Source organism: Mesorhizobium sp. WSM4976, assembly GCF_029625685.1.
Lineage (GTDB): Bacteria > Pseudomonadota > Alphaproteobacteria > Rhizobiales > Rhizobiaceae > Mesorhizobium.
In genome coordinates this window covers 67515-90620 of the sequence record NZ_JARTVT010000008.1, presented here as the reverse complement: position 1 = coordinate 90620, position 23106 = coordinate 67515, and the positions used below count along the sequence as shown (strand labels likewise).

16 protein-coding genes are annotated in these 23106 nt (G+C 64.3%); 7 read left to right on the top strand and 9 right to left on the bottom strand.

Annotation, left to right across the window (positions count from 1 at the left end; translation table 11 throughout):
• Positions 1 to 33 precede the first annotated feature (33 nt).
• The 3 genes from trpS to P9272_RS11725 form a co-directional block, all read right to left on the bottom strand.
• Positions 34 to 1128: a tryptophan--tRNA ligase gene (gene trpS, locus P9272_RS11735; protein WP_128257048.1), complete on the bottom strand. Its 1095-nt coding sequence runs from the start codon at positions 1126 to 1128 to the stop codon at positions 34 to 36.
• A 117-nt stretch (positions 1129 to 1245) separates the two neighbouring features.
• Entirely contained in the window at positions 1246 to 2853 is a 1608-nt protein-coding gene (gene murJ, locus P9272_RS11730) for a murein biosynthesis integral membrane protein MurJ (RefSeq protein ID WP_278160669.1), read from the bottom strand.
• Positions 2854 to 2893: 40 nt separating this feature from the next.
• The gene (locus P9272_RS11725) at positions 2894 to 5695 is read right to left on the bottom strand and encodes a [protein-PII] uridylyltransferase (RefSeq protein ID WP_278160668.1); all 2802 of its coding nucleotides are present in this window, start codon (positions 5693 to 5695) and stop codon (positions 2894 to 2896) included.
• 186 nt (positions 5696 to 5881) lie between these two features.
• Between P9272_RS11725 and P9272_RS11720 the strand changes: the two genes are divergently transcribed.
• The 3 genes from P9272_RS11720 (at position 5882) to P9272_RS11710 (ending at position 9855) form a co-directional block, all read left to right on the top strand.
• Complete coding sequence (locus tag P9272_RS11720) at positions 5882 to 8386, top strand: heavy metal translocating P-type ATPase (RefSeq protein WP_278160667.1); 2505 nt, start codon at positions 5882 to 5884, stop codon at positions 8384 to 8386.
• 43 nt (positions 8387 to 8429) lie between these two features.
• A complete protein-coding gene (locus P9272_RS11715; RefSeq protein ID WP_278160666.1) occupies positions 8430 to 8819 on the top strand; it encodes a DUF305 domain-containing protein in 390 nt (129 codons plus the stop codon).
• Positions 8820 to 9009: 190 nt separating this feature from the next.
• The gene (locus tag P9272_RS11710) at positions 9010 to 9855 is read left to right on the top strand and encodes an aldo/keto reductase (RefSeq protein ID WP_278160665.1); all 846 of its coding nucleotides are present in this window, start codon (positions 9010 to 9012) and stop codon (positions 9853 to 9855) included.
• Here the strand turns inward: P9272_RS11710 and P9272_RS11705 are convergent.
• From P9272_RS11705 to mutS, 3 genes are all read right to left on the bottom strand, one after another.
• Positions 9852 to 10460 carry a TetR/AcrR family transcriptional regulator gene (locus tag P9272_RS11705; protein WP_278160664.1) on the bottom strand — a complete coding sequence of 203 codons (609 nt, stop codon included), beginning with the start codon at positions 10458 to 10460 and terminating at the stop codon, positions 9852 to 9854. The genes P9272_RS11710 and P9272_RS11705 overlap by 4 nt on opposite strands.
• The gene (locus P9272_RS11700; RefSeq protein ID WP_278160663.1) at positions 10426 to 10890 is read right to left on the bottom strand and encodes a nuclear transport factor 2 family protein; all 465 of its coding nucleotides are present in this window, start codon (positions 10888 to 10890) and stop codon (positions 10426 to 10428) included. The genes P9272_RS11705 and P9272_RS11700 overlap by 35 nt, the downstream gene beginning before the upstream one ends.
• A 79-nt stretch (positions 10891 to 10969) precedes the next feature.
• Complete coding sequence (gene mutS, locus P9272_RS11695; protein ID WP_278160662.1) at positions 10970 to 13708, bottom strand: DNA mismatch repair protein MutS; 2739 nt, start codon at positions 13706 to 13708, stop codon at positions 10970 to 10972.
• 166 nt (positions 13709 to 13874) lie between these two features.
• Between mutS and P9272_RS11690 the strand changes: the two genes are divergently transcribed.
• Positions 13875 to 15062 carry a glycosyltransferase gene (locus P9272_RS11690; RefSeq protein WP_278160661.1) on the top strand — a complete coding sequence of 396 codons (1188 nt, stop codon included), beginning with the start codon at positions 13875 to 13877 and terminating at the stop codon, positions 15060 to 15062.
• Between the two features lie 136 nt (positions 15063 to 15198).
• On the top strand, positions 15199 to 17478 hold the full coding sequence (locus tag P9272_RS11685; RefSeq protein WP_278160660.1) for an NADP-dependent malic enzyme: 2280 nt from the start codon (positions 15199 to 15201) through the stop codon (positions 17476 to 17478).
• Positions 17479 to 17571: 93 nt separating this feature from the next.
• On the opposite strand, the gene P9272_RS11680 is transcribed toward P9272_RS11685, so the two are convergent.
• The 3 genes from P9272_RS11680 to P9272_RS11670 form a co-directional block, all read right to left on the bottom strand.
• Entirely contained in the window at positions 17572 to 18732 is a 1161-nt protein-coding gene (locus P9272_RS11680) for a porin (protein WP_128257038.1), read from the bottom strand.
• A gap of 369 nt (positions 18733 to 19101) precedes the next feature.
• Positions 19102 to 19800, bottom strand: a complete 699-nt coding sequence (locus P9272_RS11675; protein ID WP_278160659.1) for an antitoxin Xre/MbcA/ParS toxin-binding domain-containing protein — start codon at positions 19798 to 19800, stop codon at positions 19102 to 19104.
• A 279-nt stretch (positions 19801 to 20079) separates the two neighbouring features.
• Positions 20080 to 21072 carry an adenosine kinase gene (locus tag P9272_RS11670; protein ID WP_128257037.1) on the bottom strand — a complete coding sequence of 331 codons (993 nt, stop codon included), beginning with the start codon at positions 21070 to 21072 and terminating at the stop codon, positions 20080 to 20082.
• 270 nt (positions 21073 to 21342) lie between these two features.
• On the opposite strand from P9272_RS11670, the gene P9272_RS11665 reads away from it, so the two are divergent.
• Positions 21343 to 22254, top strand: a complete 912-nt coding sequence (locus P9272_RS11665; protein ID WP_278160658.1) for an EamA family transporter — start codon at positions 21343 to 21345, stop codon at positions 22252 to 22254.
• Between the two features lie 93 nt (positions 22255 to 22347).
• A complete protein-coding gene (locus tag P9272_RS11660; protein ID WP_278160657.1) occupies positions 22348 to 23043 on the top strand; it encodes a sulfate transporter family protein in 696 nt (231 codons plus the stop codon).
• The last annotated feature ends 63 nt before the right edge of the window (positions 23044 to 23106 follow it).

Genomic DNA, 23106 nt, shown 5'->3' with positions numbered 1-23106 from the left:
AGCGGTTTTCCGTCAGGAATTGCGTCGAAACAACTACTTAGACCGGTCGGTCAGTCCTGCAGTGTCCTGCAGCAGGCCGATGATGTCGCGCACCGTCTTCATCGTGCCCTCGGCGATTGCGCGGGCTCGGTCACCACCGTCCTTGAGCACGGCGTCGACATAGGCGCGATCGCCCTCGATGCGGCGCATCTCGGAAGCAATCGGCGCAAGCTTCTCCACGGCAAGGTCGGCTAGGGCCGGCTTGAACACGGAAAACTGCTGGCCCCCATATTCCTTCAGCACGTCTTCCTTCGAGATTTCCGCGAGGCCGGCATAGATGCCGACGAGGTTCTCCGCCTCGGGTCGGCTTGCAAGTCCGTCCAGCTCGCTCGGCAAGGCCTCCGGATCGGTCTTTGCCTTGCGGATCTTCTTCGAGATGGTGTCGGCATCGTCGGTCAGGTTGATGCGAGACAGGTCCGACGGGTCCGACTTCGACATCTTCTTGGAACCGTCGCGCAGGCTCATGATGCGCGCGGCCGGACCGCCGATGACCGGTTCGGTGATCGGGAAATAGCCGTTCACGGTCTCCTCGCCGACCTGCATTTCGATGCCGACGCCAAGGGCCGCGATCTTCTCGGAGAAGTCGTTGTTGAATTTCTGCGCGATGTCGCGGGTAAGCTCCAGATGCTGCTTCTGGTCCTCGCCTACCGGCACATGGGTGGCGCGGTAGAGCAGGATGTCTGCGGCCATCAGGCTTGGATAGGCGAGCAGGCCGAGCGAGGCGTTCTCGCGGTCCTTGCCAGCTTTGTCCTTGAACTGCGTCATCCGGTACATCCAGCCGATGCGCGCCACGCAGTTGAAGATCCAGGCAAGCTCGGCGTGCTGGATGACCCGCGACTGGTTGAAGACGATGTGCTTCTTCGGGTCGATGCCGGAGGCGAGGAACGCCGCGGTGATCGAGCGGGTCTGGTCGCCGAGGTCCTTGTGGACGAGCTGCGCCGTCAGCGAATGCAGGTCGACGACGCAATAGATGCAGTCGGACTGTTCCTGCAGGGCGACGAATTTCTTGATGGCGCCGAGGTAGTTGCCGAGATGCAGATTACCGGTCGGCTGGACGCCCGAAAAGACGAGTGGCTTGAAGGCGGACATGAGTTCCTCATGGCTTGTGGAGGGCCGTTTCGCGCGCGGCGAAAGTCTTTCGACGGCGCGCTTATGAACGAAGGCGGTTGCGGGATCAAGACTGGTGTTGCCGCAAGCCAGCTCGAGTTATTCGTCCAGGCCGGTATTCGATTCCCGCGGCGCAGATTTCGCCTCACCCCGCTTCACGTTCCTGCGGATCATACCGAAGTCGGCGCCGCCGGTGCCGAAGGCGGCGATGAAGTAGAGCGCGGCGCCGCCGCCGACCAGCGCGAGCAGCGTCGTCGCCTTCACCACCAGCGGCGAGCCGGGACCGAGCCGCCCGGCGAAGTAGTGCTCCGCGAAATAAAGCGCGGTCGCCATGATCACGGCCGACAGCACCAGCCGGGGAATGCGCTTCAGCAGCGGGATGTCGCGGCCCCAATGTCCCCGCCTGATCAGCATGGCGAGCAGCATCAGCGCGTTGACCCAGCCCGCGAGGGCCGAGGCCACCGCGATGCCCGGCGCACCCATGGACGGGAACAGGGTGAGCGCCGTGGCCACGTTCACGCCCACCGAAATGGCCGCGAAGATCATCGGTGTTCGCGTGTCCTCGCGCGCGAAATAGCCTGGCGTGAATGCCTTGATCAGCACGAAGGCCGGCAGGCCGAGGCCGAAGATTGCCAGGATCGAGGCGACGATCGGCGTCGAGTGGTTGGCGGCAAATGCTCCGCGCTCATAGACTAGCCGGACGATCGGCTCCGACATCACCCAGAGCGCGGCGGCGGCCGGCAGCGTCATGAACAGGGTGAACTCGACCGAGCGGTTCTGCAGGTTCGCGGCCTCGACCAGGTTGCCCGATTTCAGCGCCCGCGACAGTTCCGGCAGAAGCACGATGGCGACGGCCACGCCGACGACGCCGAGCGGCAGCTGATAGATACGGTCGGCATAGGCGAGCGACGAAACCGCGCTGTTCTGCGCCGAGGCGATCGCCGTGCCGATCAGCTGGTTGATCTGGGTGATGCCGCCGGTGATCGCCGCCGGCAGCGCCAGGATCAGCAGCCGCTTGACGTTGGGCGTCATCTTCGGTCTGCGGAAACCGATCGAGATACCGGCATGGCGAACCGCGATCCAGACGATGGCAAGCTGCACGATGCCCGCCGCCAGCACGCCCCAGGATAGGCCGAAGCCGACATCATGCGCGCCCAGCCCGTGATACCAGGCATAGGCGAGCACGCTGATCAGGATGATGTTGAGGAAGGCGGGCGCGATCGCCGCCGCGAAATAGCGGCGCAGCGAGTTCAGCATGCCGGCCATCATGGCGCCGAGCGACATGCAGATCAGGTACGGGAACATGATCGTCGCCAGCCGGACGGTCGTCTCGAACTTGCCGGGAATGTCGGCAAAGCCCGGCGCCACCAGGTAGCGCACGATCAGCGGCATCGCCAGTTCCATGGCGATCGTAAGCGCCAACAGCGCCGAGAACAGCACGCCGAACACTTCCTCCGAGAAGCGCTTGGCGCCCTCATTGCCGTGCTGCTCGATCTCCTTGGCGAAGAGCGGCACGAAAGCGGCGTTGAAGGCGCCTTCGGCGAACAGCCGGCGGAAGGTGTTGGGGAACTGGAAGGCGGCGTTGAAGGCGTCGGCGACCGGCCCGGTGCCGAGTGCCGCCGCCATCAGCATCTCGCGGCCGAAACCCAGCGCGCGGCTCATCAGCGTGCCGGAGGCGACGGTAGCGAATTTCTTGACGAGGCTCATGCTAGGAACGACTGCCAGGGAAATTGCGTCAAATGGATGGTCACTCGGCCGCCGCCTTGGCCTTGCCGTTGCGTTCGGACGAATTGCCTTCCAGCGTATCGATCAGGCGCTTGTGGATGGTGGCCGTGCGCGTCGGGCTGTCGATCTTCTGTCCGGTCAGGTCGGTGACGTAGAACGTGTCGATGACCTTCTCGCCGAAGGTCGTGATATGCGCCGAGGCGATGTCGAGCGACAGGTCGGAGAGCGTCCCCGTGATCTCGGACAGCAGGCCCGGCCGGTCCAGCCCCTCGACCTCGATCACCGAAAAACGGTTGGACAGCGTGTTGCGGATCTCGGCGCGCGGCGGAATCCTGAACGCCTTCGCGCCACGCTTCGGCTTGGTGCGCTTCTCGATCATCTCGGGCAGCCAGCTCTTGCCGGACAGCACATCCTCTATCAGCCGGCCGACGCGCTCGGCGCGGCGCCGCTCATCCTCGTCGAGGTCGAATTCGCGCGAGATCAGGATGGTGTCCAGCGCGCGCCCGTCGGAAGTGGTGAAGATCTGCGCGTCGACGATGTTGCCGCCGGCCGCGGCACAAGCACCCGCAATGATCGAAAGCAAGCGCGGATGGTCCGGCGCCAGCACGGTGATCTCGGTCACCGCCTCGAATTCATGCGTCTTGACCATGGTCGCGAGCTTCTTGCCCGCCGCATCCGCCTCACGGATGAATTCGGCGTGGCGCAACTGGTCATTGAGATCGACCGTCAGCAGATAGTTCTCATAGTGCTGCGCGACATAGCGCTTGCGCTCCTTGGCCGGCCAGGCCGAAAGCGCCTCGGCCAGCCGCTCGCGCGCGGCGGCGGTGCGTTGCGCACGCGACACTTCGGAGAAGCCGCCGGTCAGCAGCAATTCGGTCTCGTAATAGAGCGTGCGCAGCAGCTGCCCTTTCCAGCCGTTCCACACACCCGGCCCGACGCCGCGTATGTCGCAGACGGTGAGGATCAAAAGCAGCTTCAGCCGCTCTACCGATTGCACGATCGACGCGAAATCCTCGATCGTCTTGCGGTCGTTGAGGTCGCGCGTCTGCGCCGTCATCGACATCACGAGGTGGTTTTCGACCAGCCACGCGACCGTCTCGGTATCGGCCGCCGACAGCCCCATATGTGGACAGATCCGTCGGGCGATGCGGGCGCCGGCTTCCGAATGGTCTTCCGGCCGGCCCTTGGCGATGTCGTGCAGCAGCACCGCGACGTAGAGCGCCTCGCGGCTCTTCTTCAGCCCCGGCATCAGCGAATGAGACAGCGGGTGAATCTTCTCGCCATCGCCGCGCTCGATCTCGGCCAGCACGCCGATGCAGCGGATCAGGTGCTCGTCCACCGTATAGTGGTGGTACATCGAGAACTGCATCATGGCGACGATCTTGCCGAAGTCGGGGATCAGCCTGCCGAGCAGCCCGGCCTCGTTCATGCGCCTGAGATTGAGCTCGGCGTTGCGGTCCGACGTCAATATGTCGAGGAACAGCCGGTTGGCTTCCTCGTCGCGCCGGAGCGACTTGTTGACCAGACCGAGCGAGCGGGTGAGCAGCTTGAGCGCGTCAGGATGGAACTCCAGTCCATGCTTGTCGGCGAACCAGAACAACCTCAGCAGGTTGACCGGGTCGCGTTCGAACACACCGTCGTCGGCGATGTTGATGCGGTGGTTGTCGACAATGAAATCACTAGTGCCGGCAAGCTTGCGCTTGCGTCGCTGGAAGGTGAGGAAGATGCGGTTGAAGCCCGGCACATGCTTGGCCTGCTCTTCCTCGAGCGCCGCGCAGAAGATACGGGTGAGGTCGCCGACATCCTTGGCGACGAGGAAATAGTGCTTCATGAAACGCTCGACGGCCGACAGGCCGGGATGCGTCGTGTAGCCCAGACGTTCGGCGATCTCGCGCTGGATGTCGAAATGCAGTCGCTCCTCCGCCTTGCCGGTGAGGAAGTGCATGTGACAGCGCACCGCCCACAGAAAATCCTCGGCCTTCTGGAACTCGCGATACTCGGCTTGGGTGAAGACGCCCTTCTCGACCAGTTCCTCGCCGGTGCGCACGCGGTAGAAGTATTTGCCGATCCAGAACAGCGTCTGCAGGTCGCGCAGCCCGCCCTTGCCGTCCTTGACGTTGGGCTCGACCAGATAGCGGCTTTCGCCGGCCTTGGCATGGCGCTCGTCGCGCTCGGCCAGCTTGGCCTGCACATATTCCGGCCCGGTCGTGCGCACCACCTCGTGGTCGAAGCGGGTGAGCAGTTCTTCATAAAGCTTCTGTTCGCCCCACAGGAAACGCGCCTCGAGGATCGACGTGCGGATCGTGATGTCGCTGCGCGACAGCCTGAGGCACTCCTCGATGTTGCGGGTGGCGTGGCCGACCTTCAGACCCATGTCCCACAGCATGTAGAGCATGTACTCCACGATCTGCTCGCCCCACGGCGTCTGCTTGTAGGGCAGCAGGAACAAGAGGTCGATGTCGGAGCCAGGCGCCAGCGTGCCGCGGCCGTATCCGCCAACCGCCACGACCGCCATGCGCTCGGCCACCGAACGGTTCTTGACACGGTAAACATGGGTGGCGGCGAAATCATAGAGCGCCCGGATCAGCTCATCCATCAGATGCGAGAGCCTCTCGGCGCAGGCATTGCCGCCGCCATCCTCCTTGAGCATGGCCTCGGCGATCGTGCGCCCCTCCGCCAGCCTGGCTTTGAGCAATTGGAGGACAGTAGCGCGAACCGCCGGTCTCGAACCGTCGCCGGCGCTTGCCGACGTCAGCGCCGTCAAGTCGCGGCGCAAAGCGTCGCCATCGATGATTTCGTGGAGTTTCAGGGAGATCTTTGCCATTCGGCGGCGTCTATAGCGCGTTTTCGCGGCGCTGTGTATGGGGCCGGCGGATGCGATTTGGCGTCGCGCGGAGGCGTAATCCGCAATCGCCCAGCCGATTTTCGCAAAAGTCGAAATCGGCCCTTGACCTTCCAGTAACTGGAAGGACTACCTCCGCCTCAATTGGAGAATTCCGAGGTATTGCTGATGACCCATTCCGACCACAACCATCATCACTCGCATGGCGCGTCCTGCTGCTCCGGGAAAACTGCAGGGACCGCGGCCGAAGCGGTGATTCGCGATCCTGTCTGCGGCATGACGGTCGATCCGGCGGCCGGCAAGCCGACGGCCGAGCATGACGGACGAACCTTCCATTTCTGCAGCGAGCGCTGCCGCACGAAATTCGTTGTCGAGCCGGAGAGCTACCTGACCGCCACCGATCCTGTCTGTGGCATGAGCGTCGACCGCGCCAGCGCCAGGCACTTTGTGCGCCATGATGGCCAGGGCTTCTATTTCTGCTCCGCCGTTTGCCGAGGCAAGTTCGAGGCGGAGCCGGCAAAATACCTTGCCGGCCGGCCCGAGCCGCAGCCGATGCCGAGGGGCACGCAGTACACCTGCCCGATGCATCCCGAGATCATCCGCGACAAGCCCGGCTCCTGTCCGATCTGCGGCATGGCGCTGGAGCCGATGGGCGTGCCGACCGGCGACGAAGGCCCGAATCCCGAGTTGGTCGACTTCACGCGCCGGTTGTGGGTCAGCGCGGCGCTTTCCGTTCCTCTCCTGATATTCGCTATGGCGCCGATGCTGGGCCTCAGCTTCGAAAATCTCATCGATGGCCGGACGAAGACGTGGGTAGAGCTGGCGCTGGCGAGCCCAGTGGTGCTTTGGGCGGCGTTTCCGTTCTTCCATCGCGGCTGGGACTCGGTTGTCAACCGCAGCCCCAATATGTGGACGCTGATTTCGCTGGGCGTCGGCGCGGCCTATCTCTACAGCGTGGTCGCCGCCCTGGTTCCGGACATCTTCCCGCATCAGTTCCGCGGTCATGACGGTGCCGTGCCGGTCTATTTCGAGGCTGCTGCCGTCATCGTCGCGCTTGTGTTTCTGGGCCAGGTGCTGGAACTGCGCGCCCGTGAGCGCACCGGCTCGGCCATTCGCGCGCTCCTCGACCTTGCCCCGAAGACGGCGCGGTTGATCGGCGTCGACGGTTCAGAGAAGGATGTGCCGCTCGACAGCGTCCAGACTGGCGACCGTCTGCGCATTCGTCCGGGCGACGCCGTTCCCGTCGACGGCATCGTGCTGGAAGGTCGCTCGGCGATCGATGAATCGATGATTACGGGCGAGCCGCTGCCGGTCGAAAAGACGGAAGGTTCCGCGCTTACCGGCGGCACGCTGAACAAGAACGGCTCGCTGGTCATGCGCGCCGAGAAAGTCGGCGCCGAAACCACGCTGTCGCGCATCGTCGAGATGGTCGCCAAGGCGCAGCGGTCGCGCGCGCCGATTCAGGGGCTGGCCGACCGCGTGTCCTACTATTTCGTCCCGGCCGTGGTGCTGGTCGCCACTATCGCCTTCATCGCCTGGGCGCTCCTCGGTCCTCAGCCGAGCCTGATCTTCGCCATCGTCTCGGCTGTGTCGGTGCTGATCATCGCCTGTCCATGCGCACTTGGTCTGGCGACGCCGATGTCGATCATGACGGCGACCGGACGCGGCGCGCATGCCGGCGTGCTCATCAAGGAAGCGGCGGCGCTGGAGCGTTTCGCCTCAGTCGACACGCTGATCGTCGACAAGACCGGCACGCTGACCGAAGGCAAGCCGCGGCTCACCGATGTCGTGCCGGCCGGAGATATCGACGAGAACGAGCTGCTGGGCCTTGCCGCCGCGCTCGAAAAGGGCTCGGAACATCCATTGGCCGAGGCGATCGTCGAGGGCGCCGCCGCGCGCGGCCTGAAGCTGGTCGAAGCCGTCGGTTTCGAGGCCGTCACCGGCAAGGGTGTCTCGGGCACGGTTTCGGGTCGGAAGGTCGCGCTCGGCAATGCGGCGATGATGGCGGACCTCGGCGTCGAAACGCCGGCGGCCAATGCCGAGGCGATGCAGGCCGATGGCAAGACGGCCATGTTTGTGGCCGTCGACGGCGGCTTCGCCGGCATCGTGGCCGTGGCCGATCCCGTCAAGGCAACGACGGCCGAGGCGATCAAGGCCCTGCATGACAGGGGTCTCAGGATCATCATGGCAACCGGCGACAACGAGCGCACGGCAAAAGCGATCGCCGGCAAGCTCGGCATCGATGAGGTCCGCGCCGGCCTGCTGCCGGATGAGAAGGGCGCGCTGGTCGAGCAACTGCGTGCGGGCGGCGCTGGCGTGGCCATGGCCGGCGACGGCGTCAATGATGCGCCGGCGCTGGCTGGCGCCGATGTCGGCATCGCCATGGGCACCGGCGCCGATGTCGCGGTCGAAAGCGCCGGCATCACGCTCGTCAAGGGCGACCTCAACGGTATCGTCAGGGCGCGCACGCTGGCCCAGGCGACGATACGCAACATCCGCCAGAACCTGTTCTTCGCCTTCCTCTACAACGTGCTCGGCGTGCCGGTCGCGGCCGGCGTGCTCTATCCGCTCACCGGGACGTTGCTGTCGCCGATGATAGCGGCGGCGGCGATGAGCCTGTCGTCGGTGTCGGTCATTACCAATGCTTTGCGGCTGAGGACGTTGAAACTCTGAACGAAGCCCCCAGATACGAACCTCAATCACAAGGAGACCTTGAATGACCCTGGCCAAGAAAATCGTGCTGCTTTTGATGGCTGCCGGAATGCTGCTTGCCGTCTTCCTCGAAAGCGTGCCGGCCTCGTCCGAGGAGATGAAGCATGACATGTCCAAGATGGCGATGGGCGCCCAGAGTCCGGCCACCACGGGCTATGAGGCGGCGATGAAGAAGATGCACAAGGACATGGCGATCAAATACACCGGCAATGCCGATGTCGACTTCGTCCGCGGCATGATCCCGCATCATCAGGGGGCGATCGACATGGCCAAGGTAGTGATCGCCAACGGCAAGGACCCGGAAATCCGCAAGCTCGCCGAAGGCGTGGTCAAGGCGCAGGAGGCCGAGATCAAGGAAATGAAAGACTGGCTCGCCAAGCACCCGGCGAAGTAGAGCAATTCCAGGAAAAGTGTGTAGCGGATTTCCGCCGGAATTACATAGAAACAAATCCTTAGAGCGGTTCGGCGCTTCCGCGAAACGCTGAACGGCTCTAACCCACTCCGGGAATCCAGGCGGCCAGGCAGCTCTGGTCTGGATTTCCGGTTTTGGCTGTGCTGCGATCCGGGCCCACGCGGAGAAAGTCATGCCGTCAACAGTGAGAACCCTCAAGCTGCCGTCCGGCGAGGGCGTTCCGTTGCTGGGCCAGGGCACCTGGAAGATGGGTGAGGACCGCCGCCGCCGTGCCGATGAGGTGTCGGCGCTGAAGCTCGGGCTCGATCTCGGCATCACGCTGATCGACACCGCCGAAATGTACGCCAGCGGCGGCGCCGAGGAGGTGGTGGCGGAGGCGATCGCCGGGCGCCGCGACGAGACCTTCCTGGTCTCCAAGGTGCTTCCTTCCAACGCCTCGCGCGCTGGCGTCGAGCGCGCCTGCGAGGCCAGCCTGAAGCGGCTTTCCACCGACAGGATCGATCTCTATCTGCTGCATTGGCCGGGCAGCGTGCCGCTGTCCGAAACCGTGGAGGCCTTCGAGAGCCTGAAGGCTCAAGGCAAGATCCGTTATTGGGGCGTCAGCAATTTCGACACCGACGAGATGGAAGACCTTGTCGGTCTGCCGTCCGGCGGCAATGTCCAGACCAATCAGGTGCTCTACAACCTGTCGCGGCGCGGCCCAGAATTCGATCTGGCCCCATGGTGCGCGGAGCGCGGCATCCCGCTGATGGCCTATTCGCCGGTGGAGCAGGGTGCGCTGGCGCGCAATGCCCGGCTGGAGGCCGTTGCTGCCCGGCACAACGCCACCGCCGCGCAGATCGCGCTCGCCTGGGCGATGGCGCAGCCTGGCGTCATCGCCATTCCAAAGGCCGTCCGCCAGGAGCATGTCCGCCAGAATGCCGCCGCGCTCGACATCAAGCTGGCGCCTAAGGATTTCGCCGATCTCGACCGCGCCTTCCCGCCGCCGACGCGCAAGCGGGGCCTGGAAATGATCTAGCCGCTCACCGGGATGCCGATGTGCTTGCGGATCCTTCGCAAGGCGCGGGAAAACAGGTCGGCGTCATTGGCGGCACGGGCAAGCGTGAGCGCCCCCTGAATGGCGGCGACGGCTTCCTCCGCCAGCTCTGCGGCCTCGGTCGATCGATGACCGGATCGCGTCAGCGCATTGGCGAGATGCATGACCCACCGGCCGAAATAGCCTCTTATCTGGCCGGCGAAGAGATCGCGCGATCGATCCAGCGCGAAGGCCCCGATGAGGCAGACCCGGCGCCCCGAGCGGAAATAGCTGTCGGTCGCGGCGAGCATCTGTTCGATCCCGCCACGGGGATCGTTGCCGTCGCGCAGCGGCGCGAACACATGATCCTCGAACCATCCGTCGATATGGGCAATGACGGCCCTGGCCATCTCCTCCTTGCCGCCGGGAAAGAAGTGGTAGAGGCTTCCCTTGCCAAGCCCCGTCGCCTCGCCGATCAGCACAAGGCTGGCGCCCTCATAGCCGTGCTCGCGGAAGACTTCCGCAATGATCCCCAGCAACTGGTCGCGATCCGGAGCGATGCGCCGCAACGGCCTAAAGCCCGAGTTCCGACAGACCCGGATGGTCATCCGGCCGGCGGCCGAGCGGCCAGTGATACTTCCGTTCGCTCTCGGCGATCGGCAGGTCGTTGATGCTAGCCACGCGCCGGCGCATCAGCCCGGCTTCGTCGAACTCCCAGTTCTCGTTGCCGTAGGAGCGGAACCAGTGGCCGCTGTCGTCGCGCCACTCATAGGCGAAGCGGACGGCGATGCGGTTCTCGTTCCAGGTCCACACCTCCTTGATGAGGCGATAGTCCAGCTCGCGCGCCCATTTGCGCTTGAGGAAACCGACGATCTCGCCGCGCCCCGATATGAATTCGGCCCGGTTCCGCCAGACGCTGTCCTCGGTATAGGCGAGCGAAACCCGTTCCGGGTCGCGGCTGTTCCAGGCATCCTCCGCAAGGCGCGCCTTTTGCGCCGCTGTCTCGGCCGTGAAGGGCGGCAAGGGCGGGCGGCTCATTGAAATCTCCTGTCGGTTTGGATCATCGCAAACCCACACTGTACCGAACGGTACAATGAGTCAATGTCACACTTCCGGTTTACTGTCTCGTCGCCAGCCCCTTTAGCCGGTAGAGCGCCTCCAGCGCCTCGCGCGGCGTCATCTCGTCGGGATTGATCGCGCCAAGCGCTTCGCCCAGCGCATCGCTCTTCGCCGGCTTCGGGGCTTCGCGCTTCGCCGCCACCGAAAACAGCGGCAAATCGTCGACGAGCCGGTTGGTCTTGCCCGAAACTTCGCCCTCTTCCAGCTGATGCAGGACTTCCTTGGCACGCGCCACCACGGCTTCGGGCAGGCCGGCCAACCGCGCCACCTGCACGCCGTAGGAACGGTCGGCCGCGCCCTTGCCAACCTCGTGCAGGAAGACGACATCGCCTTCCCATTCCTTGACCCGCATGGTGACGTTGTGGAGCCGGGGGAGCTTGCCCGCCAGCGCCGTCATCTCGTGGAAATGCGTGGCGAAGATTGCCCGGCAGCGGTTCTTCTCATGCAGGTATTCGACCGCGGCCCAGGCGATCGACAACCCGTCGAAAGTGGCCGTGCCGCGGCCGATCTCATCCAGGATCACCAGCGCCCGCTCGCCCGCCTGATTGAGGATCGCCGCCGTCTCGACCATCTCGACCATGAAGGTCGAGCGGCCGCGCGCGAGATCATCCGAGGCGCCGACGCGCGAGAACAGCCGGTCGACAACGCCGATATGGGCGCTTTGCGCCGGCACGAAGCAGCCGGTCTGGGCAAGGATGGCGATCAAGGCGTTTTGCCTGAGGAATGTCGACTTACCACCCATATTGGGACCGGTGAGCAGCCAGATCGCGCCGGCCTTGGCGCCGCCCTCGGGCGAGAGATCGCAATCATTGGCGACGAACGGTCCTTCGCCGGAACGCCTGAGCGCCTGTTCGACCACCGGGTGGCGCCCGCCAACAATTTCGAAGGCGAGGCCGGCATCGACAACCGGCCGGCACCAGCCCTCGCTTTCGGAAAGAAGCGCCAACGCCGCCGACACATCGAGAGCCGCAAGCGCCTCGGCGCCGGCGCGGATCCGGTCGGCCTCGCCCACCACTTCCGCCGTCAGCCGATCGAAGGCGGCGAGCTCGATGCTCAGCGCCCGGTCGGCGGCGTTGGCGATCTTCGATTCCAGTTCCGCCAGTTCCGTCGTGGTGAAGCGCATGGCGTTGGCCATGGTCTGGCGATGGATGAAGCGCGCCTTGGCGGTGTCGCTGCCGGTCATGATCGAGTGATGGTTGGCGGTGACCTCGATGTAATAGCCGAGCACATTGTTGTGCCGGATCTTCAGCGAGCGGATGCCGGTTTCCTCGATCAGCGAGCGCTCCAGCCCGGCGATCACCTTTCGCGACTCGTCGCGCAGCGCCCGCATCTCGTCGAGCTCGGCATTGTAGCTCGACCGCACGAAGCCGCCGTCGCGCTTGACCAGCGGCAGCTCGTCGTCGAGCGCTTCGCTGAGATGGCGTGCGAGCGCCTCGGGCAAGGCCTTGATCGCGGAAAGTGCCGCGCCGAGCTCGGCAGGCAGGGCGGCCGTGGCGAACAATTCGGCGATCGCGCCGGCCGCCTCGAAGCCGGCGCGCAGCGCGCCAAGGTCGCGCGGCCCCCCGCGGTTGAGCGCCAGCCTGGACAGTGCCCTCGGCATGTCGGCGACACTCTTGAGGCTCGCCCGCAAACCTTGGCAAAGCCGCGTTTCGGAGCGGAAGAATGAGACCGAATCCAGTCGGGCCGCGATCGCCGCCGGGTCCGTCAGCGGCGCCATCAGCCGGTCGGCGAGCAATCGCGCGCCGCCGCCGGTCACAGTGCGGTCGATCGCCTTGAACAGCGAGCCGTCGCGGCTGCCGGAGAGCGTGCGCAGCAATTCGAGATTGGCGCGCGTCGCCGGGTCGATGAACAGCGTCGCGCCCTGCTCCTCGCGCTCGGGCCGCGACAGCGGCGGCCGTTCGGCCTTTTGCGTCTTCTCGACGTAAGCGATGGCGCCCGAGATCGCCGACAGTTCGGCGCGCGAGAAGGTGCCGAAACTGTCCGGCGTCGCGACCTCGAAGAAGCGCGCGATCCGGCCCGTGGCCGAGGCCGAATCGAACAGCGAAGGCGGCTGCGGGTTGGCAATCCGGCCGAGCACATCGAAGATCGGCCTGAGCTCCGGATCGTGGAAAACCGGTTCGGCGACGATCAATTCGCGCGGGTCGACGCGGAAGATGTCGGCAAGCAGCCGCTCGGCGCTCGTCTCGGCAACGCGGAAGGCACCCGTCGAAATGTCGATCCAGGCCAGCGCGAAACTCGCCTGGCTTGCCGCGCCGCCGCCCTTCACGCGGCCGAGCGCCATGAGGAAACTCGATTCCGAGGGCGCGAGCAGCTTGTCCTCGGTGATGGTGCCCGGCGTGACCAGGCGCACCACGTCGCGCCGCACCACCGATTTGGAACCGCGTTTCTTGGCTTCCGCCGGATCCTCGATCTGCTCGCAGACGGCAACGCGAAAACCTTGGGCGATCAGCTTCTGCAGATAGTCGTCCGCCGCATGTACCGGCACGCCGCACATCGGAATGTCGTGGCCCTGATGCTTGCCGCGCTTGGTCAAAACGATGCCGAGGGCCTGGCTTGCCTTCTCCGCATCATCGAAGAACAGCTCGTAGAAATCGCCCATGCGGTAGAAGAGGAGCGAGTCAGGGTTCGCCGCCTTGATCTCGATATACTGCTCCATCATCGGCGTGACGCCGCCGGTGGCGGGCGCAGGCGTCGTCGTCTCCTGGGCGTCGGTATCTATCGGCATGTGGATGTTCATGCCCGGACGCTAGCAGAACTGGCAGCCCGTTTTAATGCCGTCGGCGCGAAAAGCAGGGGAAGACTGGGCAGTTGCGCCATCAGCACGACAGGGTGCGCAAGGCATGTTGCCTCATGCCGTCGGCCGACATATGGATCGTCCGGGCCCATGAGAAAATGGTGGGGCGATGAAGCAGGACGGACACGAGACGTTCGAGGAGATGGTCGGCCCCGCCGGCTCACCGCTCGGCCGTATTCGGCTTCTTGCCACTAACCGAGCCAATCGAACCAGAACCAAAATCAAGGCGTGGACGCGGATACGGTTACCCTTCATCCTTCCGGCGCGCGGGCTGCTTTCGGGCCTCGATGGCGGCATCGACATGCCGCTCCACATATTCAGCCGCGATCCGCTGATCCTCTATGTACCTGTCGGCGGCAGGCGCCCGCTCTACGCGCTCGCCGCCTTCTGCCGACGCCTCGCGCCACGGCGCGCTACCTTCCTTCTGATGCCGAACTGGACGCTGGAACGGCCTGCCGTCGTCGAGCAGATACGCAAGGATCTCTCCTGGTTCGCCAGGGTTTGCCCCAAGCACGAGCTGATCTTTCTCTGCAACACAGAGGAAGAGCGACGCCTGATTGGAGGCGTTGGCGGCAATGCAATCTTCTCCAATCACAATCTGATGATCTCGGAAGACGTCTTCCGGCCGCTCCAGGACGTGCCGGTCGAGTACGATGCGGTCTACAACGGTCGCATCTCGCACACCAAGCGGCACTATCTCGCCTTCGAGATCGAAAGACTGGTCCATGTGACGTCCTCGATCGGCGAATTGCCGCCGGCCGGCGACCGCGCCTTCATTCGCCGCCTGCAGGCGCAATCGCCGCTTCACAGCATCGCCAATCCGCTCCTTGATGGCCTGCCCGGCCGGCTGACCTCCGCCGAGGTCAACCGCGTCTACAACCAGGCCGCGGTCGGGCTCTGCCTGTCGGCGGTGGAAGGGGCGATGTATTCCAGCATGGAGTATTTGCTGGCCGGGTTGCCGATCGTATCGACACCGAGCATCGGCGGCCGCGACGTCTACTTCGATCCGGACTACTGCATTGTCGCCGAGCCGGAGCCGACCGCGATCCGCCGCGCGGTCGAGCGGCTCCGCGACCGCGCCATACCGCGGGAGGAGATTCGCGGCCGCACGCTTGAAAGGGTAAGGGCGGAACGGTTGGAACTGATGGCCTATCTCTCGGCGCTTAAGCGACGCATGGGAAGCGATGATCCGCCCTTCTCCGAATGGCCGTTCGCCGGCACCTCCGGGCTGACGCGCTGGGCCTCGGTGCGCGATCACCTGCGCGAGATTGTCGCGATCTCATCGGGCAAGATTTGACTGTCGCCGCGACCGCGGAGGAACGCCGTCACGCAATCGCTGGCGGTTTACAGCGGCCGAGTATGGCCTTAAGCGGTAGTTCAAAACAATGCGCTCGCCTCAAGAGCGCGAATTGGTGAGGAAAACGTCAGGCATCATGGCTAGGAAAACCGAAAGCAGCGGCCCCTCCGTCAGTCCCGAAGAGGCGCTGGAATTCCACGCCATGGGGCGGCCCGGCAAGCTCGAGATCGTCGCCACCAAGCCGATGGCGACGCAACGCGATCTGAGCCTCGCCTATTCGCCGGGCGTCGCCGTTCCCGTGCGTGCCATCGCCGAGGATCCGAGCCGCGCCTTCGACTATACAACGCGTGGCAACATGGTCGCCGTCATCTCGAACGGCACCGCCATCCTCGGCCTCGGCAATCTCGGCGCTCTGGCCTCCAAGCCGGTGATGGAAGGCAAGTCCGTGCTGTTCAAGCGCTTCGCCGATGTCGATTCAATCGACCTTGAAGTCGATACCGAAGATGCCGACGAGTTCATCAACTGCGTGCGCTTCCTCGGGCCCTCCTTCGGCGGCATAAACCTCGAGGACATCAAGGCGCCCGAGTGCTTCATCATTGAGCAGCGCCTGCGCGAGCTGATGGATATTCCCGTCTTTCATGACGACCAACACGGCACGGCAATCATCTCGGCCGCCGGATTAATCAACGCGTTGGAGATCACCGGCCGCGACATGAAGACCACCAAGATGGTCTGCAACGGCGCGGGCGCCGCCGGTATCGCCTGCATCGAACTGATGAAGGCGATGGGCTTTGCGCCGGAGAACGTCATCCTGTGCGATACCAAGGGCGTCGTCTATCAGGGCCGCACCGAGGGCATGAACCAATGGAAGTCGGCGCATGCGGTCAAGACCGAGGCGCGCAGCCTCGGCGAGGCGCTGGACGGCGCCGATGTCTTCCTCGGCCTGTCCGCCAAGGGCGCGCTGACCACCGCCATGGTGCAGTCGATGGCAAAGAACCCGATCATCTTCGCCATGGCCAATCCCGATCCGGAGATTACGCCGGAGGAAGTGGGCGAGATCCGCACCGACGCCATCATGGCCACGGGCCGCTCGGACTACCCCAACCAGGTCAACAATGTCCTGGGCTTCCCCTATATCTTCCGCGGTGCGCTGGATGTGCGCGCCACCACCATCAATGACACGATGAAGATCGCGGCCGCCAGGGCGCTGGCCGAGCTGGCGCGCCAGGACGTGCCGGACGATGTCGCCGCCGCCTATCAGGGCAACCGGCCGAAATTCGGCGCCAACTACATTATCCCGGTGCCGTTCGATCCGCGCCTGATCTCCGCGATCCCGCTCGCGGTGGCCAAGGCCGCGATGGAATCGGGCGTTGCCCGCAAGCCGATTCTCGACCTCGACCGCTATGCGCAGGAACTGTCCGCCCGCCGCGACCCGATCGCCTCGACCTTGCAGCGCATCTACGACCGCGTGCGCCGCCAGCCCAAGCGTATCGTCTTCGCCGAAGGCGAGGAGGAACAGGTGATGCGCGCCGCCGTCTCCTATGTGAACCAGAAGCTCGGTACTGCGATCCTGCTCGGCCGCGACGACGTCATCAAGGACAATGCCAGGAATGCCGGCATTGATCTCAACAAGCAGGGCCTCGAGATCATCAACGCCAGGCTGTCGCGCCGCAACGGTATCTACACCGACTATCTCTACGAGCGCATGCAGCGGAAAGGCTTCCTGTTCCGCGACTGCCAGCGGCTGATCAACAACGACCGCAACCATTTCGCCGCCTGCATGGTGGCGCTGGGCGACGCCGACGGCATAGTCACTGGCGTCACCCGCAACTATTCGACGGCACTCGACGACGTGCGCCGCATCATCGACGCCAAGCCCGGCCATCGCGTCATCGGCGTGTCGATCGTGCTCGCGCGAGGCCGTACCGTTCTTGTCGCCGATACCGCGGTGCACGACATGCCGAATGCCGAGCAGATCGCCGATATCGCCGAGGAGGCCGCCGGTTTCGCCCGCCGCATGGGCTACGAGCCCAGGATTGCCATGCTCGCCTACTCCACCTTCGGCCATCCGCATGGCGAGCGCTCCGAACGCGTGCAGGAGGCGGTGCGCATCCTCGACAAGCGCCGCGTCGATTTCGAGTATGACGGCGAGATGGCGGCGGACGTGGCGCTGAACCCCCGCGCCATGGCGCAATATCCGTTCATCCGGCTGACCGGCCCAGCCAATGTGCTGATCATGCCGGCGTTCCACTCGGCCTCGATCTCGACCAAGATGCTGCAGGAGCTCGGCGGCTCGACCGTCATCGGCCCGCTGCTGGTCGGCTTGAACAAGCCGGTCCAGATCGTCTCGCTCAACGCCAAGGATAGCGACATCGTCAATATGGCGGCGATCGCGGCCTATACGGCGGGGAATTGACGAGCGGGCCAACGCGCAGGCTTTTCGCGAACCAAAAGCAAAAAAAAGGCCCGCGGCGATGCCGCGAGCCTTTTCTTAGGTCGTTAGGTTCGATCAGAAATTGCGCTGGAAGCGGACGATGCCGCCCCAGCTGTTCTTCTTGTCGGCCTTGGTCCAGTTGCTGAACGGCGTGGATTCGCCGAAGCGGCCGTAATGGAAGTAGTCGACTTCGGGCGTGATCGTGAAACCAGGAACGATCGTGTAGGCGACGTTGGCCGCCAGCGCGTAGTTCTTGTCCTGGTCTCCCGACACCTGAAGGTTGAAGGCGGCCTTGTCGGTGAACTTGTAGGTACCGCCGGTCCAGAAAGCCCACTTACCGGCCCAAGGCTTGTAGAATCCGCGGCCGCCAGCGGCCACGACGTTGGACGGATCGGTCAGGTGGCTGTCGGTGCCGTAGCCGAACATGCCAAACAGCGACAATTCCTTGGTCACGTTGACATCCAGGCGAACCTTGCCGGCCACTTCCTCGTAGTTGCTGTCGTAGGCAACGACGCCGGTGATCGCACCCCAGTCCTGCTTGTACTTCAAGCCGCCCACGACGTGCGGGACATAGCTGTCGATCGTGCCGGTCTTGCCGGAACCTTCTTCCAGCGAGACCACGCCGGAGAAGCCGCTGCCCGCATCGAAGTAGTAGCTGATGACGTTGGTGTCCTTGATGCCGTAGGGGATGATGGTGTCCTGGATGACGTTGCCGGCATAGCCGATGAACTGGTCATAGGGGGTTTCATCCTTACCGACGCGCAGGCCGCCGAGCTGGATCCAGGCGAAGTTAAGCGTGACCGGCTTGTTATAGGCACCGACGCCGCCATTGGAATCGGGACCAAGGCCGCTCTTGGCGGTGTCGCCGAAATTGAAGCGGGTTTCGGTGTAGGTCTTCAACGTGCCGAGTTCGGTTTCCTGGGCGGTCCAAGTCTTCAAATTGAAGCGGGTGTTCTTCAGCCAGGTGCCCTGGTTCTTGCCGGTGCGCACGTCGAGAGCACGCGCGCCGTCGAAGGAGCCGATATCGCCGAAGCCGGCGTCATAGCGGATGTAGCCGCCGATGCGCAGGCAGGTCTCGGTGCCGGGGATGTAGAAGTAGCCGGCGCCATAGACGTCGCAGATCTTCACGTATTCGGCCGGTTCCGGCTCGGCGACGGTGACCGCGTCGGCGGCGCGGGCGCCCGAAGCTGCGATCAGGGCCGCAGCGGAGCCGAGAAGAAGGCTCTTGATGTTCATTTTCTTGAATCTCCAGTCAAAGGTTCAAGACAGGCCTGACACGCCGTTCGGCTTCTGCCACCCCCGTCCCCATCGTTGAAAAAGTACGCGCACCGGCGCTGCTTCTTCGCTCTGGACATGACTTAATCGGCGGTCGCGCACAACAGAGATTATGTCGGAAAGGCGGCTTCTTTGACTCTTATAAAGGTCTTGTTGCCCAAATATCACGTCATATATTTGTAAAATTGGGACAAATTGCACAATTTATACAATCGAAACGCCAAGGAATCCTGATAATGTGCCAAATGTGCCAATTATTACAGTTATATGACACTTAATTATTCGGCTAGCTATGCGCCGGTTGCGCGGAAAACGTATCGCCGGGCCCGCTCAGGACACGGTCCGCGCGGCGCGGACCACGTCCGCGACCATGTCTTCCCTCAACATCTCGATAGGGACGCGGCCATTAAGCTCGGGCGCGGGGCGGGTCAGCCAGAACCAGGCAAGCCTCGGATTGCCGATCACCGACAGCACGTCGCTGATTCCCAGGACCGGCCTGCCGTCGACGAACTGGGCCAGTGGGAAGACATGTTTGCGGCCGCCCTTGCGCAACGCGACGACCTCGCCGCGCCTTTGCCAGCGATGCAGTGTCGAGCGCGGGATGCGAAGCTTCTCTTCCAGATAGGTCGAGCCGGCGACCTCGCCGGCCCAATCCTCGAGCAGCATCGATTGAAGATCGGCCGCGCGTTCCGCGATATTTTGAAGCCTTGCAGTCTCAGGCGGCACGCGCCTGGAAGCCTGATCGGACACCGTCGGACTTCCGCTTGCGATTCTGTCCGGCACCGTGCGGAAGAACTCGGAGACGAGCGCGGTCCAATCGCCCTTGAAGGAATCGATCGCATGGCGCTGCGCCGGCGGCAGGAAGGGAAGGGCGGCCGCCACGCTGCCTGCGAGCGCGCTGGCTGAAGCCAAGGCCTGCGCGTCCATCAGGACACCTTGTTGCATCAATGCCTGCTGCACGGCTTCGGTGACTAGGCCTGCCAAGGTCTCTTGCGAAATCCCCTCGGGCGGGGTCTGAAGTCTGGTCATGCGTCCGTCTTGTGGCCCGCGCTCCTCCCCCAGGCGCCGGCGGTTGCTCAAATTCTATCGTGGAAAGCACAAATTGCGGCGGCAAAGGACACCGCGGCCCGGCAGATTGCTGGCTTGCATCTCACACCCCTGGTTTGGCGTGCCGAAATGTCAGTCGCGGAACGCCCTATCTTTGCGTGTAGGAGCGCTCTGTGACAGAGGCGCGACAAACAGGCCTCTTCCGAGCCTGCTCGCGATGACGCAACGGTATGGCGCCATTATGCAATTTGCCTCGGCCGGTTAAAGCAGTCCGGCTTGCTCGGCCTCGCGGCGCAGGCTCAGGCGCGGGCGCGGGCCGATCTGCTGGATCACCAGCCCGGCGGCCAGCGAGCCGAGATCGCCGCAATCCTTGAGGCTGCGTCCGGTCGTGTAGCCGTAGAGAAAGCCGGCGGCATAGAGGTCGCCGGCGCCGGTCGTGTCGACCAGCTCATTGATCTTCGTTGCCTCGATGGTGACGGTCTCGTCGCCGCGCACGATAACCGAGCCTTTTTCGGAACGGGTGACGGCCGCTATCTTGCAATCCTTGCGGATGGCGGCGAGCGCCTCCTCGAAGGAAGCCGTCTGGTAGAGCGATTTGATCTCGTGACTGTTGGCAAAGACGATGTCGACGGTGCCTGAGCGCATCAGCTCGAGGAATTCCTCTCGGTAGCGGTCGACGCAAAAGGGATCCGACAGCGTCATCGACACTTCGCGGCCGGCGGCGTGCGCCAGCCTGGCGGTCTGGCGGATGGCCTCCTTGGCGCGCGGTGGATCCCACAAATAGCCTTCGAAGTATGTCACCTTGGCGCCGGACGCCTTGTCGGCCTCGACATCCTCGGGCCCAAGCTCGATGCAAGCGCCAAGATAGGTGTTCATCGAACGCTCGCCGTCGGGCGTGACGAAGATCATCGAGCGTGCCGTCGGCGGTTGGCCCGCGAGCGGCCTGGTATCGAAGGCCACGCCCTGAGCGTGGATGTCGTGCGTGTAGATGTCGCCCAGCGCGTCGTTTGACACCTTGCCGAAGAAGGCGGCCCGTCCGCCGAGGCTGGCGACGCCGGCCGCCGTGTTGCCGGCGCTGCCGCCGGAAGCCTCGATCGCCGGCCCCATGCGGCTGTAGAGCAGTTCGGCGCGCCTGGCGTCGATAAGGTTCATCGCGCCCTTGATGATGCCGTTGGTCTCGAGAAAAGCCTCGTCGCACTGCGCGATGATGTCGACAATGGCATTGCCGATGCAAAGCACGTCATATTCCGGCATCAAAATCTCCGCCAAGAACCCACCCGGCTATCTGGCATGCCGGCCGGGCGCGGGTCTAGCGAGTTGCCGCTGCTTTGCCTACCCCGAAAATCGCGATCGCCTTCCGCGCTAGCGGCCTGGGCGCCGGTTGTTCGCCGGCTGCGGCAGCATTCGAATCGAACTGGCCCATATCGGCCGCTGCCCTCGCCGCTATGGTTTCGCGGCGATCGAAACATTTCCGCGCCGCCATCGGCTAGAAGCGGATTGTTTCCGCAGACGGAAGGCGCAGAAATGTCCGAAAAGACCGAATTGTCCGCCGACCTCGCGCTGCTCGGCGTCCTGGCGGTGCTATGGGGTGCTTCGTACACCTTCATCAAGATCGGCGTCGAGACGATCCCGCCTGTCAGCTTCATCGCCGCCCGGACGCTGATCGCCGGGGCCGTTCTGCTTACCGTCATTCGCTGGCGCGGCCTTGCCATGCCCGCCGAAGCAGCGACATGGCGCCGCTTCGCCTTCCAGGCCTGCCTCAACAGCGTCGTGCCGTTCACACTGATCGCCGCCGCCGAGCGCTCGGTCGATGCCGGCCTTGCCACCATCCTCAACGCGACGTCGCCGATCTTCACCTTCCTGCTGACGGCATTGATCACGCGCCACGAGCCCGTAACGGCGCGCAAGCTGATCGGTGTCGGCGCCGGCATCGTCGGCATCTGCCTCATCATCGGCACTGAGGCGCTCGGCGGGCTTGGCCATCAATTGTGGGCGCAGCTTGCGATCGTCATCGCGACGGTCTCCTATGCCGGGGCGGCTATCTTCGGGCGCGGCTTCAAGGGCCTCGATCCGATGATACCCGCTGCGGGCTCGATGCTTTTCGGCGCGGCGATGCTCGTGCCGCTCAGCCTGATTGTCGACCGGCCCTGGACGCTTGCGCCGTCGGCGGCATCGATCCTGGCTCTGCTCGGCCTGTCGGTCTTTTCGACGGCGCTGGCCTTCGTCATCTATTTTCGCCTCATCCACACGCTGGGCTCGGTCGGCACCACCTCGCAGGCCTATCTGCGCGTGCCGATCGGCGTCGGCATCGGCGCCGTCTTCATGGGCGAAAACCTGGGGCCGGCCGCCTGGGTCGGCATGGGTTTTGTCGTCGCCGGCGTTGCGGCAATGACTATTCCCGCCCGGCGGGCAGGAGCGCTCCCGGGAAAAGCCTGAACGGTAGGGCGACGATCTCGCCTTGCAGTTGCGCCGCTTTCCCTCGCCGCCTATCTCGGGGGCGTCATTTCTCGACGAGAGCTTGAACCTGCCGTGATCCTAGATGCTGCCCGCGCCGCCGCCAGCCAGCTGTTCTCGCCTGAATTCCGTACTGTCTTCCTGAAGACGCTGGGGCTGACCCTGCTCGCTCTGCTGGCGCTGTGGGTCGGCCTGGAAAGCCTGCTCGAATGGCTGGCCTGGCCATGGCTGCAGACGCTGCTCCCGGGTCTGCCGTCCTGGGCCGGGTGGCTCAGCGCCATCATCGCCGGCATCGTCCTGGCTGTGGGATTGGCCTTGCTCATCGCGCCGGTGACGGCGATCGTCGCCGGCCTGTTTCTCGATGATATTGCCGAAGTGGTCGAGCGGACCGACTATCCCAACGATCCGCCCGGCCGCGCCGTGCCGGCGCCGCATTCGCTTGCGCTGGCCATCAAATTCTTCGGCGTGGTCGTCCTCGGCAACGTCGTGGCGCTGCTTTTGCTTCTGTTGCCCGGCATCAACATCGCGGCCTTCTTCATCGTCAACGGCTATCTGCTCGGCCGCGAGTTCTTCGAATTCGCCGCCATGCGTTTTCGCCCCGAGGCAGACGCCAAGGCGCTGCGCCGCAAATATGCCGGCACGGTGTTCCTGGCCGGGCTGGTCATCGGCCTGTTCCTTGCCGTGCCGCTGCTCAACCTGCTGACGCCGCTCTTCGCGGCCGCCATGATGGTGCATCTGCACAAGGGGGTTTCGGCGCGGGAACCGGTCTAGAGCGTTTCACCGTTTCACGGAAACGGCGAACCGCTCTATCTCCTTGTTTTGACGCAATCCGGG

Bases quoted from the DNA above. Each gene is read 5' to 3' on its own strand.
- P9272_RS11705 (WP_278160664.1), bottom strand. From the start codon at position 10,460: ATGACCATCCGGGTCTGTCGGAACTCGGGCTTTAGGCCGTTGCGGCGC.
- P9272_RS11685 (WP_278160660.1), top strand. From the start codon at position 15,199: ATGGCTAGGAAAACCGAAAGCAGCGGCCCCTCCGTCAGTCCCGAAGAG.
- P9272_RS11715 (WP_278160666.1), top strand. From the start codon at position 8,430: ATGACCCTGGCCAAGAAAATCGTGCTGCTTTTGATGGCTGCCGGAATG.
- P9272_RS11725 (WP_278160668.1), bottom strand. From the start codon at position 5,695: ATGGCAAAGATCTCCCTGAAACTCCACGAAATCATCGATGGCGACGCT.
- trpS (WP_128257048.1), bottom strand. From the start codon at position 1,128: ATGTCCGCCTTCAAGCCACTCGTCTTTTCGGGCGTCCAGCCGACCGGT.
- P9272_RS11690 (WP_278160661.1), top strand. From the start codon at position 13,875: ATGAAGCAGGACGGACACGAGACGTTCGAGGAGATGGTCGGCCCCGCC.
- P9272_RS11720 (WP_278160667.1), top strand. From the start codon at position 5,882: ATGACCCATTCCGACCACAACCATCATCACTCGCATGGCGCGTCCTGC.
- murJ (WP_278160669.1), bottom strand. From the start codon at position 2,853: ATGAGCCTCGTCAAGAAATTCGCTACCGTCGCCTCCGGCACGCTGATG.
- P9272_RS11680 (WP_128257038.1), bottom strand. From the start codon at position 18,732: ATGAACATCAAGAGCCTTCTTCTCGGCTCCGCTGCGGCCCTGATCGCA.
- P9272_RS11710 (WP_278160665.1), top strand. From the start codon at position 9,010: ATGCCGTCAACAGTGAGAACCCTCAAGCTGCCGTCCGGCGAGGGCGTT.
- P9272_RS11670 (WP_128257037.1), bottom strand. From the start codon at position 21,072: ATGCCGGAATATGACGTGCTTTGCATCGGCAATGCCATTGTCGACATC.
- P9272_RS11700 (WP_278160663.1), bottom strand. From the start codon at position 10,890: ATGAGCCGCCCGCCCTTGCCGCCCTTCACGGCCGAGACAGCGGCGCAA.
- mutS (WP_278160662.1), bottom strand. From the start codon at position 13,708: ATGAACATCCACATGCCGATAGATACCGACGCCCAGGAGACGACGACG.
- P9272_RS11675 (WP_278160659.1), bottom strand. From the start codon at position 19,800: ATGACCAGACTTCAGACCCCGCCCGAGGGGATTTCGCAAGAGACCTTG.
- P9272_RS11665 (WP_278160658.1), top strand. From the start codon at position 21,343: ATGTCCGAAAAGACCGAATTGTCCGCCGACCTCGCGCTGCTCGGCGTC.